We start from the raw sequence: 14684 nt of genomic DNA, 5'->3' as shown, positions 1-14684 counted from the left end.
AATATCTGCGTTGCATTCAATCGCAATAGCCGGCTATTACTCAATCATGCGCCTTGACCTTAGTCATTTACCCTGCGTAAAACCTGATCATTATATTAAGCGGAATGGTATTAACTGATTGCTTTGGCTCATATTATAAAGTTTTCTTATATCAATATAGTTGAAGATAAATCAATCCATCCATTACCCTGATTAGTCATGAGATTTGTTCCCTGGGGCTCGCTCTTACTGGTCCTGTAATGTCGCAATCAGTGTTTGATATGATTTGACAAACTCAGGCAGTATTTTTTTTACTTGCAGGGCGTTTTCAGAGATGACTTGTGATTCCAGTTGTTCACTTTTTTCTAATAGATCGAATGCACTCAGATTGGCTGAATTACCCTTAACAATATGTATTGTTTGGGCTGCTTGTTGCCAGTTAAGATCATTAATCGTGGTGGTTATTTGCTTGATATTAGCACTCGATTCTTTGATAAATTGTGCAATGACAGCAGCAAGTAAGTCGCTGTTATTGAGTAAGCGTTGCAGTGCTTGTTGTTTATCCCAAATAACAGCGGGTGGATTGTCTTTTGAGACTGCTTTGGGGTTTTCTCTGGCGAGGTTATTTGTTTCTGATGAAGGTAACCACTTTTGTAGCCGTCTTAATAACTGTTCAACATCCAGTGGTTTGCTTAAATAGTCATTCATGCCGGCTGCGATACATTTTTCTTTATCGCCTACCATGGCATTTGCGGTCATGGCAATAATGGTGATGTTACTGTTTTCTTGTCCTGCTTCTCCAGCGCGAATTCTTTGTGTCGCTTGATAACCATCCATGACGGGCATTTGGCAGTCCATAAATAGCAAATGATAGGTCGACGCTTGTAGTTTCGCTATCGCTTCTTTACCGTGCTCTGCAATCTCCACAGTGACGTTGTATTCTTCTAATACCGACTTCGCCACCATTTGATTTACTTTGTTATCTTCGACTAACAGAATGCGCGTCGATTTTGTCCAGTGTTGTCTTTTCTTCGGTTGTTGGCGGCTTAAACTGTTAATGTATTGACTGGTAATCAGTGGATTGGCTTGTTTTAATAACTCTCCACCTTCAACGATGATGGCTAAAGCTGAATATAAGTCTGAGACGGTGGTTGGTTTGGTAAAATAAGCACTAAACCCTAAGTCAAAAAAATGCTGGCTGTCACTTTGCTCGCCGATAGAGGTCATCATAATTAGCTTCATCTGCGAGAAATTGTGATTTTTTTGTAATTTTTTACCTAAATCTTCGCCATCCATCTCAGGCATTTGCATATCTAACAGCGCAATATCAAAGAAGTCTTTATCTATTTGCTGACTTCGTTGCTGGCAAATCTGTAAGGCTTGTTGACCACTCACTGCTTCGCTAACAATTGCTCCCCAGTGCTCTAATAACCCGCGTAAGACTTCTCTGTTGGTTTTATTGTCATCAACAATTAAGATATTTAAGCCCCTGATATTAATATGGGGTACTTGGCGTAGTGGCTCACTCGATACTTCGAAGGGGATAACAATCGTAAAGCAACTGCCTTTTTCTACTTCACTGCTGACGCTAATCTTACCGCCCATTAGTTCCGTCAAACGCTTGCAAATGGTTAGCCCTAATCCCGTGCCACCGTATTTACGTGTTGTTGAAGAGTCTGCCTGAGTGAATGAATCAAATAAGGTGCTTTGTTTATCCGGTGCAATGCCAATACCAGTATCAATTATTTGACAAGTGAATAGCATATTTTGTTTATCATTTTGTTGTAGTAATGCACGAATGAGTACTTCACCATGGGCTGTAAATTTGATTGAATTATTGATTAAGTTGGTTAAAATTTGGCGCAGTCTATTACTATCCCCTTTTACATTAATATGTTGCACCGTGGCAATATCCAGGACTAATTCCAACCCCTTTTCATGCGCTTGAAAACCTAAGCTTTCGGAGACCTCTTCTAATGTTTGCTGCAAGTTAAAGGGACGTTTCTCAAGTGCTAATTTACCCGCTTCAATTTTAGAAAAATCAAGAATATCGTTAATAACCGTGAGTAACGATTGGGCGCTAGATTGTGCGATAGAAGCTTTATGATATTGCTCTTTATTTAACTGAGTATTGAGTAATAAACCTAACATACCTAATACCCCGTTCATGGGGGTGCGAATTTCATGGCTCATTGAGGCCAGAAACTCACTTTTGGTTTGTAGCGCTACTTCCATTTTTTCAGTGGATTCTTTGAGTGATAGTGACATGTTATTAAACGCGACTGCCAATGAGTATAATTCATCCTTACTACTGACATGAATAACACTATTAAAATTACCATTGGTTATTTTTTCCGTGCCAAGTAATAATTTTTTAAGGTTTTTGAGTACGCTAGCAGAGGTTAAAAAAGTAATCAAACTTGCTAAAATAATGGCCAAAATCGTCCCTATAACAATCACTTTTTGGGTGTTATTAGCGGCTGCTAACGCCTGATTTTGGCGTTTAACCAGTAATATTTTCTCTTCGTTAATAAAGTCATCTTTAACACGACGAATGTTATCGATGATGTTTTTACCCGCTTCACTTTCTATCAGTGTAACCACTGCTGCTAAGGTTGTTGTTCTCTCACTATCACTCATTGCGCTATTTACTTTTTGTCTGGCCGCTATTTCTATTTCAGCCGCTTCTTTTAACCAGCGCTTTTGTAACTGTGCTATTTTTTTTACTTTTATTACCTGTGGTGGATTGTCAGCAACCAGTACTTGTAGCTCTTCAATATGTTCTAACCATGTTGCTTTTGCATGGTTAAAGGGCTCTAAAAAAATAGTTTTCCCGGTAATTAAATAACCGCGTTCACCTGTTTCCATATCCAACATTAGTTTAACTAATTGGTGACCTTTTGCGGAGACAGAGTGTGTATGTTCAACCCATTTTGCCGTAGAGATGGTTTTCTCAATATTGATATAAACCACCATCGCAATCGTGATCATAAGTAACATCGGGATGGCGGTGCATAAAATTATTTTGCTACGAATAGATAAATGATTCTTTAGCATCTTCTGTACCTTAAACGGTGTGTTATTAATAATAGTGGATAAGTGGATAAGTTGATAACTGGTTGATAAGTAGTGGCATCTATCAATCATAGTCAATAAATTTCAAATGGTAGCCTAATAATTTGATTTTTTAAAAGTAAAATAGGGCTAAACGCAGGCGTTATTAAAGACTTTTTTGTCCGTCTTATTGCGGTTTTAGATGCTTACATCGCTTGAGCGTGAGTTGTATGTAAATTATTCGTTCATTTCATTGATTAATGTGCTGTTAAAGCTTGTCTCGGTTTGTTTAGCATTGCTATAAACCCTTTGCAACGGCTATAATATCCAACAATTTTTATAATCAACTCGAAGCCAAAAATCATGCAAAAATTCGATACAAAAACATTCCAAGGGCTGATTCTTGCATTGCAAGATTTCTGGGCTCGCCAAGGTTGTGCCATTATACAACCTCTCGATATGGAAGTGGGTGCGGGTACATTCCATCCACAAACATTCTTACGCTCAATTGGCCCTGAGCCCATGAACAGTGCTTATGTGCAGCCATGTCGTCGCCCGACAGATGGTCGTTACGGTGAAAACCCTAACCGTCTGCAACATTATTACCAATTTCAAGTGGTATTAAAACCATCGCCAAAAAATATTCAAGAGCTTTATCTTAAGTCACTCGAAGAGATCGGTATTGATACCTCTATCCATGATATCCGTTTCGTAGAAGATAACTGGGAATCACCCACGCTTGGTGCTTGGGGTCTTGGTTGGGAAATCTGGTTAAATGGCATGGAAGTAACACAATTTACCTACTTCCAACAGGTGGGTGGTATCGAGTGTTCACCTGTGACAGGCGAAATTACTTATGGGTTAGAGCGTCTGGCAATGTATGTGCAAGGTGTTGATAGTATTTATGATCTTGTTTGGGCTGATGGTCCGATGGGGCGTATTACTTACGGTGATATTTTTCATCAAAATGAGGTTGAGCAATCAACGTATAACTTTGAATATGCTGATGTCGATGCGTTGTTTGGGCAGTTTGATCAGTGTGAAAAAGAGAGTCAAAAACTGATTGAAGCTAATCTACCTTTGCCAGCTTACGAGCAAGTGATGAAAGCATCTCATGTTTTTAATCTGTTAGATGCACGCCATGCTATTTCAGTAACCGAGCGCCAACGTTATATTTTACGTGTACGTGCACTGTCAAAAGCGGTTGCCGAAGCTTATTATGCGAAGCGTAAAGCGCTTGGTTTCCCACTTTGTAAAAATACAATTACAAATATAGATAAATAGAGGCAAATCAGATGTCACAAGAAAATTTACTGATTGAACTGGGAACCGAAGAGTTACCCCCCAAATCATTACGACAACTTGCCGAGTCTTTTGCAAGTAACGTAGAAGCAGAATTAAAAAAAGCAGAACTGAGTTTTGAAAAAGTAAGCTGGCTAGCATCTCCACGTCGCTTAGCGGTAGTCGTTACTAACTTATCTGACTCACAAGCGGATAAAGTAGTTGAAAAACGAGGCCCTGCAGTGGGTGTCGCGTTTGATGACGCAGGTAATGCAACCAAAGCGGCACAAGGTTGGGCGCGCTCAAACGGAATTACTGTTGAGCAAGCTGAGCGTTTAGTTACACCTAAAGGTGAGTGGTTACTCTTTAAAGCGGAAGTGAAAGGCAAAAAAGTTGCAGAGCTTATTCCTACTATTGCTGCTGATGCGTTAGCAAAATTACCTATCCCTAAGCCGATGCGTTGGGGTTCATCAAGTATCCAATTCATTCGTCCTGTGCATACTGTGTGTATGTTGTTTGGTAGCAAACTGATTCAAGGTACATTATTAGGTGTTGAATCAGATCGGACCATAAAAGGACATCGTTTCTTAGGTGAAGCGGAATTAACCATTAATCATGCCGACGATTATGAAGCGTTACTTGATGAAAGTGGCAAAGTAATTGTCGATTACGAACGCCGTAAAGCAATTATTCGTGAGCAAGTTGAAGCATTAGCAGCCCATGAAAATGGTGTCGCAGCTATTGATGAGGCACTGCTTGAAGAGGTCACTTCACTGGTTGAATGGCCCGTTACATTGGTGGGTTCATTTGAAGAAAAATTCTTAGCGGTGCCTTCTGAAGCCCTTATCTATACCATGAAAGATAATCAAAAATACTTTCCTGTGTTGGATAAACAGGGCAACTTATTACCACGCTTTATCTTTGTTTCAAATATCGTTAGTCGCGATCCTAAACAGGTAATTGAAGGTAACGAAAAAGTAGTTCGTCCGCGTTTAGCCGATGCAGAGTTCTTTTTTGAAACAGATAAAAAGAAAACATTAGCAAGTCGCTTAGAGTCGTTATCAACGGTGCTTTTCCAAAAACAACTGGGTACGTTGAAAGAAAAATCTGAGCGTATTTCAAACATTGCAGAAGATATCGCATTGCAAATCAAAGCGGATACCAAACATGCACAACGTGCAGGTTTACTTTCTAAAGCGGATTTGATGACGGAAATGGTATTAGAGTTTCCTGATGTGCAAGGCGTGATGGGTATGTACTATGCACGTTTTGATGGTGAAGCAGAAGAGGTTGCAATTGCACTTAACGAGCAATATCTCCCCCGTTTTGCGGGCGATAAATTACCTACATCGTTAGTCGCTTGTGCCGTTTCTCTTGCTGATAAATTAGATACATTAGTGGGTATCTTTGGCATTGGTCAAGCGCCTAAAGGGGCTGCTGATCCGTTCGCATTGCGCCGCGCCGCCATCGGCCTACTGCGTATTATTAAAGATAAACAGCTAGATTTGGATATTGTTGAGTTAGTTGAAATGGCTAAATTACAATATACCGATAAACTAACCAACGATAATGTTGTCAATGATGTCGTTGATTTCTTGTTTGCGCGTTTCCGTGCAACCTATCAAGCCAATGGTTTTAGCGCTGAGTTAATTCAATCAGTCCTAGTTCGTCGTCCAACAAAACCTGTAGATTTTGAAAAACGACTTCAAGCAGTGGCTAAGTTCCAAGAGCTTCCAGAAGCACAGCCAATTGCAGCTGCTAATAAACGTATCTCAAATATTCTTGCGAAAGTAAAAGGCGAAATTAACGCCGATGTTGATGCCACCTTGTTTGAAGAGGACGCTGAAAAGGCATTATCTGAAAAATTGAGCGCGCTAGAAAGCAAGCTAAGCCCTTTATTTAAAGCGGGAGACTACGAGTCTGCATTGTTTGAACTCGCTTCACTACAAGCCCCTGTGGACTTATTCTTCGATAATGTCATGGTAATGGTGGAAAATGAATCAGTAAAGCAGAATCGTTTAGCGCTATTAAACCGTTTACGTAACTTGTTCTTACAAGTTGCTGATCTGTCGGTATTATAAAAAAGTGGTTTACTGAATAGGTAACCCTACTTTAATGTGAACAACGTTAAAAAAGCTCAGTGTTTACTGAGCTTTTTTGTTGGTTTTTTGAATAGTTGTTTCACGTGAAACAATTATTCAAAAAATGATAAATTAAATTTATTGGATGTGAAACGTTAGTTACGCTGTTTAATCGGTAAAAATTTATGAGGCCATTACTTGATAAAGAAACTACCTAAATGGGTTGAGTATTGTACCTTTTTTCTTGCCGTACTTGCTGGGAGTATTAATGCAGTCGGATTGATTGGCTTTGAACATCAAGCTGTCTCACATGTTTCTGGCACTGTTTCTCAATTAGCTGTGTCACTTTTTCTCGATATTAATACGACGCCACACCTTGTTATTATTCTGCTTAGTTTTATATTTGGTGCCATTATTAGTGGTATGCTGATCCAAAATGAAGCATTGAAATTAGGTCGCCGCTATGGGTATGCCTTACTAATTGAAGCATTACTTCTCTATATTGCATTGTACCTGCTTAATAAAGATTCCTTTTCTGGACACTATTTTGCATCAATGGCATGCGGTTTACAGAATGCGCTGTTCACCACATTTAGTGGTGCAATATTAAGAACAACACATCTCACGGGTATTTTTACCGATCTCGGTTTGATGATTGGACAATACTTAAGAGGTAAAGGGTTTGATAAGCGTAAGAGCATTTTATTTATGCTTATCGTGTTTGGCTTTTTATTTGGCAGTACACTTGGAGCATGGTTATTTACTCTTTTTCAGTATAATGCCCTCTTCTTTCCCATCTTCTTATCATTATTATTAGCGTTTGTTTATTGGCTTTATTCATATACACAGACGTTTCACGTGAAACATCTTTAAATTTTTTATTGGAAATAAAATGCCCTACTCAATATTTGGAAATAAATTTACTCAACATTCAGGTATTACGGAATTGATGGATGATCTCAATGCTGGTGTGCAAGGAGGGGATGATATTCTAATGCTCGGGGGGGGTAACCCTGCCGCGATACCTGCAATTCAAGAAAGATTAACTGAGCTAATGCAACAGTTATTAGATGAAGGTAAGCTCATTAATACACTGGCTAATTATGATGGCCCGCAAGGAAAGAACAGCTTTATAGACGCCTTAGCGGAGTTGTTTAATGATCTCTATGGTTGGGGGTTAACAAGCGACAACATCATGTTAACCAATGGGAGTCAGAATGCGTTTTTCTATCTGTTTAATCTTTTGGGGGGCAATTTTAGTGACGATAAAAAGAAAAAAATACTCTTTCCTTTAGCGCCTGAATATATCGGTTATGCCGATGCTTCTGTTTCAGAAGATGCGTTTGTTGCTATTCGCCCTAAAATTAGTGAGCTTGAAAATGGACTGTTTAAATATCATGTTGATTTTGATGCGTTAAAAATTGATGAAAATATTGGTGCATTGTGTGTCTCTCGCCCAACTAATCCAACGGGTAATGTATTAACTGATGAAGAGATTATCCATTTAGATAAACTCGCGCGTGAAAATAATATTCCTCTTATTATCGATAACGCTTACGGTATACCTTTCCCTAATATTATTTTTGAACCGGTAACGCCATTTTGGAACAGCAATACTATCTTGTGTTTAAGCCTCTCTAAGTTTGGTTTACCTGGCGCACGTTGTGGTATTGTGGTCGCCAACCCTACTATTATTAAAGCGATGTCTAACCTTTCTGGAATCATGGCACTCTCACCGGGTGGTATTGGTCCTGAGATTGCTTTGCCATTGGTAAAAACAAAAGAGATACTAAAGCTTAGTGATGAGGTGATTAAGCCGTTTTATTATCAAAAATCACAAAAAGCGATTCAGTTATTACAGGCACAAATCAGCACACCTAAGTTTAAAATTCATAAAGCGGAAGGTGCGCTGTTTTTATGGTTATGGTTTAAAGACTTACCCATTAGCTCAAATGAATTATATAAATGTTTGAAAGCAAAAGGCCTGTTGATCGTTTCTGGACACTACTTCTTTCCGGGACTTGATCAGCAATGGCAACATACTCAAGAATGCATTCGCTTGAACTATGCACAGGATGATGATGTGGTTGAACGTGGTATTGCTATTTTGGCTGATGAGATTAATGCGTTATATTCCGAAGTAAATTAACAGAGAGATGTTTCACGTGAAACACCTTTGTATTTATTAACAACACTAAAGATCAGCAAGCCATAAAAGCAAAATAATTAGCCATGAAGGCACGAGGAAAAACAGAAACATTGTTTAAGTCTTTATCTTCTTCGTGTCTCTGCAACGCAGTGGCTTCGTAGTGATAATTGTTTTTTAGGGTTAGTTCAAAAGCATTTAACCACGAAGGTACGAAGAAAAAGGAGGGAAACCAACATTGTTTGGTGGCTTTTTTCTTTTGGTGTTTGCTGCGTAACGCAGTGGCTTCGTGGTGATTGTATTTATTTACAGAGGTAAAAATGAAAACAAATTTTAAAGTTGCTGGAAAAGGGATTATGAATTTTTTAACGTCACGCAAAGTTGTTTTAGAAAACAAGCGTAATGAGACTATTTTTGACCTGCAATTATTGTGGTTCTTAATTGCAATGATATTTCTCTCCGGTTTTATCATTGTAGGGCTTATTATCAGCCTGCTTTTAGGTTGCAAAATTAGCATTGTAGAGTCTGATATAGACTATATTGGGAAGTAACCATATAAAGTAAAAAGGGTTAATCTCTGTATGTCGTTAGTAAATATTTAGCTGATAGTTATATTATTTAAGCACCCAGTGTTTCACGTGAAACATAAAAGGGACAATAATGGAATTGAGCGTACAACAAAAATTTGAGCGTTACCCAAGTGAAGTTAAAACGATCTTACTGGCATTACGTGAGGTTATTTTTGCTGTGGTAAATGAGCAAAATATTAGCTGCCTTAAAGAAACATTGAAATGGGGAGAGCCAAGTTATGTGACTAAATTTGGTAGTACAATTCGCTTTGATTGGAAGCAAAAATACCCTGAGCAGTTCGCTGTCTATTTTAATTGTAAAACATCATTAGTGGCTACGTTCAAAGAACTTTATGGTGACAGCTTAAAATTTGCAGGTAATAGAGCGATTGTTTTTAATATTCATGACACTATCCCACTGTCGGAGTTAAAACACTGTATCGCGCTTGCATTGCGTTATCATCAGCTAAAACAGTTACCACTTCTTGGAGCGTAATTTTGATCTACTTAAAATTGACAAGAGCCAAAATACTTTTAACTGCCCTCTTATTTGTTGCGCCACTCTTTTCTTTTGCCGCTAATAACGAGATAAAAACGGCCTATAAAAACCAAGTCAGTGATCTACAAGTTTCTGGCTCGGGTATTGTTATTCGCCTTTTGGCAGATGATCTCAAAGGGGATCGCCATCAGAAATTCATCCTCAAAATAACTAATAAACAGACGTTACTTATTGCCCACAACATAGATTTAGCACCGCGTATAAACACTTTAAAAGTGGGTGATAAGGTTAAATTTTATGGTGAATATGAGTGGAACAGAAAAGGTGGCGTGGTGCATTGGACACACCACGATCCACACAATAATCATGCCCATGGTTGGTTAAAGCATAAAGGTGAAATTTATCAGTAAGTTAGAATTTTTAGTGCTTTAATTTCATTATCAGATGACTCAATACTTCACTAATCGTTTTAATGCTCTCACTTGAATTGCTGATATCTTGCATATTTTCGGTTGCTTTTTGTGTGTACCTATCTATCGCCATTGCGTTATTTGCCACATCGTTAATGGTGACAGCTTGCTCTTCCGTTGCTGATGCAATGGTGCGGCTGTAGCGGTGTATATTGTTACTAATGGTAGCAACTGACTTTAACTTTTTCTGTAAATCGAGGTTATGTTCGGCGCAATCAATGGCGACCTCTCTCTGCTGTAATACATACTCATTGGCCTGTTTGGCGGTATTGACGAGTTGATTAATGATGATTTGTATTTCACCTGTGGAAGCTGATGTGCGTATTGCTAATGAACGTACCTCATCGGCAACAACGGAAAATCCACGACCTTGCTCCCCTGCTCTGGCCACTTCAATGGCGGCATTAAGTGCAGTAGATTAGTCTGCTCTGACACATTATTTATCACCTCTAATACCATTCCGCTTAATATAATGATCAGGTTTTACGCAGGGTAAATTACTAAGGTCAAGGCGCATGATTGGGTAATAGCCGGCTATTGCGATTGAATGCAACGCAGATATTAGTAATTTAAACCAGTAAAAACGATCAGTTACTTAGGCGGATTGGTATAATACATTGTTGATGGAGTGTGTATCTGTGGTGAGTTGTTGAACTAATTTACTCAGTGAAAGAATATTATCTGCAAGTTTTTTGATTTTCTCTGTTTCAAGGGCTAATGCTTTATCGGCTTGGGTGACCAGTTGTACTGCTTTATCTGTTTGTTGACAAGTATATGCTGCATTTTTACTGACCTCGTTAAAAGAGGCAGAAAGCTGTGAAATCACGATGCTTACTTGTTTAGTTTGTTGTTGCTGTTGGCTACTTTTTTCGCTTGCAGAGTATGTTTCTGCAAGGTATTGCTCGCGATTAATGCTTTTTGTGATTGCACTTGTAATGAGGCGATAAGCTCTTTTAAATAATTTTGTAAACGCAAGCTACGATCTTTGACCCAATTAAACTCAGAAAAGTTACTTTTTATATTCAATGATTGATTGAAATCCCCTATTGTTTACGCATTAAAAAAGGGCAGTAGTTGTTGCGTAAAGCGTAGCGTTTTAAACTGTAACAATGTAGAAATGACATTCATTATCATAAATAGAAGTAGACGAGTGTACCAATAATTTGCACTTTATTAGTGATCCGTTGTTTTTGTGTATCAACAACCGTGGCATATAAAGCAAACTTTTCAGTGAGGCTCGTGAGTTGTTATCTCAAATTTTTTCTACTGTAGACTACGGCTTGTTGCATTCTAGAGGTGTTTGATAACTTCTTCGGGTAGCGATTGGTGAAGCTTATTAAACGGCTAATACTCTCTTTTGCTCGGTCGATTTTTTCTGCTTCATCAAAACTAAATTCATCGACTTCTTCTGTTTTAAATAGCGCTAAACTAGGTGATGTTGCTAATGCCTTTAAGGCATTTGTTATTAACCGGTTTCGGTGAGCAGTGCCTCTTTTAACGGCTCATTTTTATGTTGTATATAGCGTTGGCGACGAAGGGACATTTGTTGCAATCCGAGGCTAATGTTAAGCAACTGTGTTTAATATTATAGTTTTATTTTATTGCTAACGGTTGACTGAATCGTTAAAGCCAATAAATCAGCGCTGATAGCATGTCGTTCCATCTCATTATTAATTAATCGCATATCAGGATCTGCGGCCAGTTTTCCAGCACCTCTAACCTCTTGAATTGCTTTTTCTAATGCTGTGATTACATCAACAATGGATTATTTTTGTTTATCATTAAGCCAGTGAATAGCTGTGTTTTTTAATGTGTTTAATTGTTTTTCTGCCTGTTGCTGTTTACTGGCATTACCAGAGTTCAAGTATTGTTCTAAAGAGAGTGCGATATCCGCTTAAAATTCTGCTTTGATTGCATGATAGGACTGGCTAATTTGATAAGGTTTATCCATCTCTTGCCACGCCCATATGATAAAATCGCTAATGAAAATAAGTAATAAAGTAATGCTAACTGAAATTAATTTAGTAAAAAAACTGACCGACATAAAGCGCTCAAAAATTCAAATTAAGCTGAAATTGTAGGTTTTTAATGTGGCCGTAATGTGACAGATTATTTAGGGCATAAAAAAACCAGCAACAATGCTGGTTTTTAGTTTTGGCTGTAAGAGAAAGGTTAGATATCTAAGTTCTCTACACGCAGCGCATTTTCCTCGATAAAGGCACGACGTGGTTCAACGTGATCACCCATTAAGGTACTGAACAGTTGATCCGCTGCCACGGCATCTTCGATGCGTACTTGTAACATATGACGCGTATTCGGATCCATGGTGGTATCACAAAGCTGATCGGGGTTCATCTCACCTAGCCCTTTGTAACGTTGAATGTACAGGCCACGTTTTGATTCAGTCATCAACCAGTTAACCGCATCAATAAAGTGGCTTACTTCGTGTTTACGCTCGCCGCGTTGGATATAAGCACCTTCTTCTAACAGGTCTGCGACTTCTACGCCGACAGCGACTAATGCTTTGTAACCATCAGAACCAAAGTACTCTTCATCGAAAGTGAAGTCTGCTTCAACACCGTGTTTACGTACAGTAAATACAATGTTATTTGATAGCTCATCATCAGACTGCTGTACATCTACGTTGTAAATGGTCCCTTCAAAGTCTTCGGCATTAAGTGTATCAACGATATCCGTCGCCCAATCACTGGCCACGGTTTTGTTGGTTAACTGCTCAGTGGTTAATGCAGGTTTGTAGATAAGCTTGTCGAGAATAATCGATGGATAACGACGTTTCAGGCGTTTGATATTATCTTGTACTGCGCGGTAGCGTTGAATTAACCCTTCTAATGCAAGTCCTGAAATGCCCGGAGCCTCAGAATTTACATGCAGTGATGAATTTTCCATTGCGAGTGTTGTTAGGTACGTTTGCAGTTCTGATTCATCTTTTACATAGGTCTCTTGCTTGCCTTTTTTTATTTTATAAAGAGGTGGCTGAGCGATGTAGATATAACCGCGCTCAATTAGCTCTGGCATTTGACGAAAGAAAAATGTTAATAGCAGCGTACGAATGTGTGAACCATCGACATCGGCATCGGTCATGATGATGATACGGTGGTAACGTGTTTTTTCTGGGTTATATTCGTCACGACCGATACCACAACCGAGTGCAGTGATCAGTGTTGCTACCTCTTGTGAAGATAACATTTTATCGAAACGAGCTTTTTCTACATTAAGAATTTTACCTTTAAGCGGTAAAATTGCTTGGTTTTTACGATTACGACCCTGCTTAGCACTACCGCCAGCAGAGTCCCCTTCCACAATGTAAAGTTCAGAAAGTGCAGGATCTTTTTCCTGACAATCTGCTAATTTACCCGGAAGACCCGCTAAGTCTAATGCACCTTTACGACGTGTCATATCACGTGCTTTACGTGCTGCTTCGCGCGCGCGGGCCGCATCGATAATTTTTGAGGTAATAATTCTTGCTTCAGATGGGTTTTCTAATAAAAACTCTTGCAGCTTTTCACCCATTGCCCCTTCAACCACAGGACGTACTTCAGAAGAAACTAAGCGATCTTTGGTTTGTGATGAGAATTTAGGATCCGGTACTTTTACCGAGATAACTGCGGTTAATCCTTCACGTGAATCGCCACCTTCAGTGGATGCTTTGTTTTTAGAGTTCTTAACTTTGGCAAGCTCTTTTTCCATGTACGCATTCAACGTACGTGTTAAACCGCCACGAAAACCGGTTAAGTGAGAACCACCATCACGTTGTGGGATATTATTAGTAAAACAGTAAATGTTCTCTTGGAAACCATCGTTCCACTGCATCGCCACTTCAACGGTTGTGCCTTCGTCATTGGTGACTTCAAAATGGAATATTTTTTGATGTACCGGTGTTTTGTTTTTATTGAGGTATTTTATAAAAGCCTCAATACCGCCTTCATAACAGAAGTGATCGTGTTTATCTTCTTCACGTTTATCAATGAGCTTGATGGACACACCTGAGTTTAAAAATGACAGCTCACGGAGACGTTTGGCCAAAATCTCGTAATGGAAAAGCACATCAGTGAAAGTCTCTTCACTTGGCCAAAAACGGATTTCAGTACCGGTTTGATCGGTATCACCGATGGCTGCCATAGGGGCTTCTGGTACACCGTGAATATAGGTTTGTTGATGAATTTTACCGTGACGCTTCACGGTTAAACGTAATTTTCTAGACAGTGCATTGACAACTGAAACACCTACGCCGTGCAAACCGCCAGATACTTTGTAAGAGTTATCATCGAATTTACCGCCTGCATGTAGGATGGTCATGATAACTTCAGCCGCAGAAACGCCCTCACCTTCATGAATATCAACAGGAATACCACGGCCATCATCACGTACTGAAACACTGCCATCGGTGTGGATAGTGGTCACGATATCACTACAGTGACCTGCTAATGCTTCATCAATTGAGTTATCAAGGATCTCAAACACCATGTGGTGTAGTCCTGTACCATCATCGGTATCACCAATATACATGCCTGGGCGTTTACGTACCGCGTCTAACCCTTTTAGTACTTTAATACTTGACGAATCATAACTATTTTCAGCCATAAA

At 39.1% G+C, this 14684-nt stretch carries 11 protein-coding genes and 1 pseudogene; 7 read left to right on the top strand and 5 right to left on the bottom strand.

Features of this window, described 5'->3' with window-relative positions; all coding sequences use genetic code 11:
* Nucleotides 1-225: 225 nt before the first annotated feature.
* A complete protein-coding gene (locus tag G322_RS22085; protein ID WP_022939935.1) occupies nt 226-3036 on the bottom strand; it encodes a response regulator in 2811 nt (936 codons plus the stop codon).
* Between the two features lie 360 nt (nt 3037-3396).
* Here G322_RS22085 and glyQ point away from each other — a divergent pair, with 360 nt between their 5' ends.
* The 7 genes from glyQ (at nt 3397) to G322_RS0100915 (ending at nt 10019) form a co-directional block, all read left to right on the top strand.
* Nucleotides 3397-4317, top strand: a complete 921-nt coding sequence (glyQ, locus tag G322_RS0100945; protein WP_022939934.1) for a glycine--tRNA ligase subunit alpha — start codon at nt 3397-3399, stop codon at nt 4315-4317.
* Between the two features lie 11 nt (nt 4318-4328).
* On the top strand, nt 4329-6395 hold the full coding sequence (gene glyS / locus G322_RS0100940) for a glycine--tRNA ligase subunit beta (RefSeq protein WP_022939933.1): 2067 nt from the start codon (nt 4329-4331) through the stop codon (nt 6393-6395).
* A gap of 198 nt (nt 6396-6593) precedes the next feature.
* The gene (locus G322_RS0100935; protein ID WP_022939932.1) at nt 6594-7268 is read left to right on the top strand and encodes a YoaK family protein; all 675 of its coding nucleotides are present in this window, start codon (nt 6594-6596) and stop codon (nt 7266-7268) included.
* A gap of 19 nt (nt 7269-7287) precedes the next feature.
* Entirely contained in the window at nt 7288-8544 is a 1257-nt protein-coding gene (locus G322_RS0100930) for a valine--pyruvate transaminase (RefSeq protein WP_022939931.1), read from the top strand.
* Nucleotides 8545-8861: 317 nt separating this feature from the next.
* Entirely contained in the window at nt 8862-9092 is a 231-nt protein-coding gene (locus G322_RS0100925; RefSeq protein ID WP_022939930.1) for a hypothetical protein, read from the top strand.
* Between the two features lie 109 nt (nt 9093-9201).
* Nucleotides 9202-9606, top strand: a complete 405-nt coding sequence (locus G322_RS0100920) for a DUF1801 domain-containing protein (protein WP_022939929.1) — start codon at nt 9202-9204, stop codon at nt 9604-9606.
* Between the two features lie 2 nt (nt 9607-9608).
* Nucleotides 9609-10019, top strand: coding sequence for a DUF3465 domain-containing protein (locus tag G322_RS0100915; RefSeq protein WP_022939928.1), 411 nt, complete (start codon nt 9609-9611; stop codon nt 10017-10019).
* A 10-nt stretch (nt 10020-10029) separates the two neighbouring features.
* Here G322_RS0100915 and G322_RS0100910 read toward each other — a convergent pair.
* The 4 genes and pseudogenes from G322_RS0100910 to gyrB all read right to left on the bottom strand — a co-directional run.
* Nucleotides 10030-10541, bottom strand: a pseudogene (locus tag G322_RS0100910) (methyl-accepting chemotaxis protein); the annotation flags it as partial.
* A gap of 133 nt (nt 10542-10674) precedes the next feature.
* The gene (locus G322_RS0100905) at nt 10675-10905 is read right to left on the bottom strand and encodes a hypothetical protein (RefSeq protein ID WP_022939927.1); all 231 of its coding nucleotides are present in this window, start codon (nt 10903-10905) and stop codon (nt 10675-10677) included.
* 5 nt (nt 10906-10910) lie between these two features.
* Complete coding sequence (locus G322_RS0100900; protein ID WP_022939926.1) at nt 10911-11105, bottom strand: hypothetical protein; 195 nt, start codon at nt 11103-11105, stop codon at nt 10911-10913.
* 1146 nt (nt 11106-12251) lie between these two features.
* On the bottom strand, nt 12252-14681 hold the full coding sequence (gyrB, locus tag G322_RS0100885; protein WP_022939923.1) for a DNA topoisomerase (ATP-hydrolyzing) subunit B: 2430 nt from the start codon (nt 14679-14681) through the stop codon (nt 12252-12254).
* Nucleotides 14682-14684: the final 3 nt, after the last annotated feature.

The organism is Psychromonas hadalis ATCC BAA-638 (genome assembly GCF_000420245.1).
GTDB classification, from domain to species: Bacteria; Pseudomonadota; Gammaproteobacteria; order Enterobacterales; family Psychromonadaceae; genus Psychromonas; species Psychromonas hadalis.
The sequence above is the reverse complement of the archived record's forward strand: the minus strand, read 5'-3'. Positions and strand labels throughout refer to the sequence as shown.

Excerpts from the sequence above, each read along its gene's own strand:
- G322_RS22085 (WP_022939935.1), bottom strand. The coding sequence starts at position 3,036 with ATGCTAAAGAATCATTTATCTATTCGTAGCAAAATAATTTTATGCACC.
- glyQ (WP_022939934.1), top strand. The coding sequence starts at position 3,397 with ATGCAAAAATTCGATACAAAAACATTCCAAGGGCTGATTCTTGCATTG.
- gyrB (WP_022939923.1), bottom strand. The coding sequence starts at position 14,681 with ATGGCTGAAAATAGTTATGATTCGTCAAGTATTAAAGTACTAAAAGGG.
- glyS (WP_022939933.1), top strand. The coding sequence starts at position 4,329 with ATGTCACAAGAAAATTTACTGATTGAACTGGGAACCGAAGAGTTACCC.
- G322_RS0100930 (WP_022939931.1), top strand. The coding sequence starts at position 7,288 with ATGCCCTACTCAATATTTGGAAATAAATTTACTCAACATTCAGGTATT.
- G322_RS0100920 (WP_022939929.1), top strand. The coding sequence starts at position 9,202 with ATGGAATTGAGCGTACAACAAAAATTTGAGCGTTACCCAAGTGAAGTT.
- G322_RS0100925 (WP_022939930.1), top strand. The coding sequence starts at position 8,862 with ATGAAAACAAATTTTAAAGTTGCTGGAAAAGGGATTATGAATTTTTTA.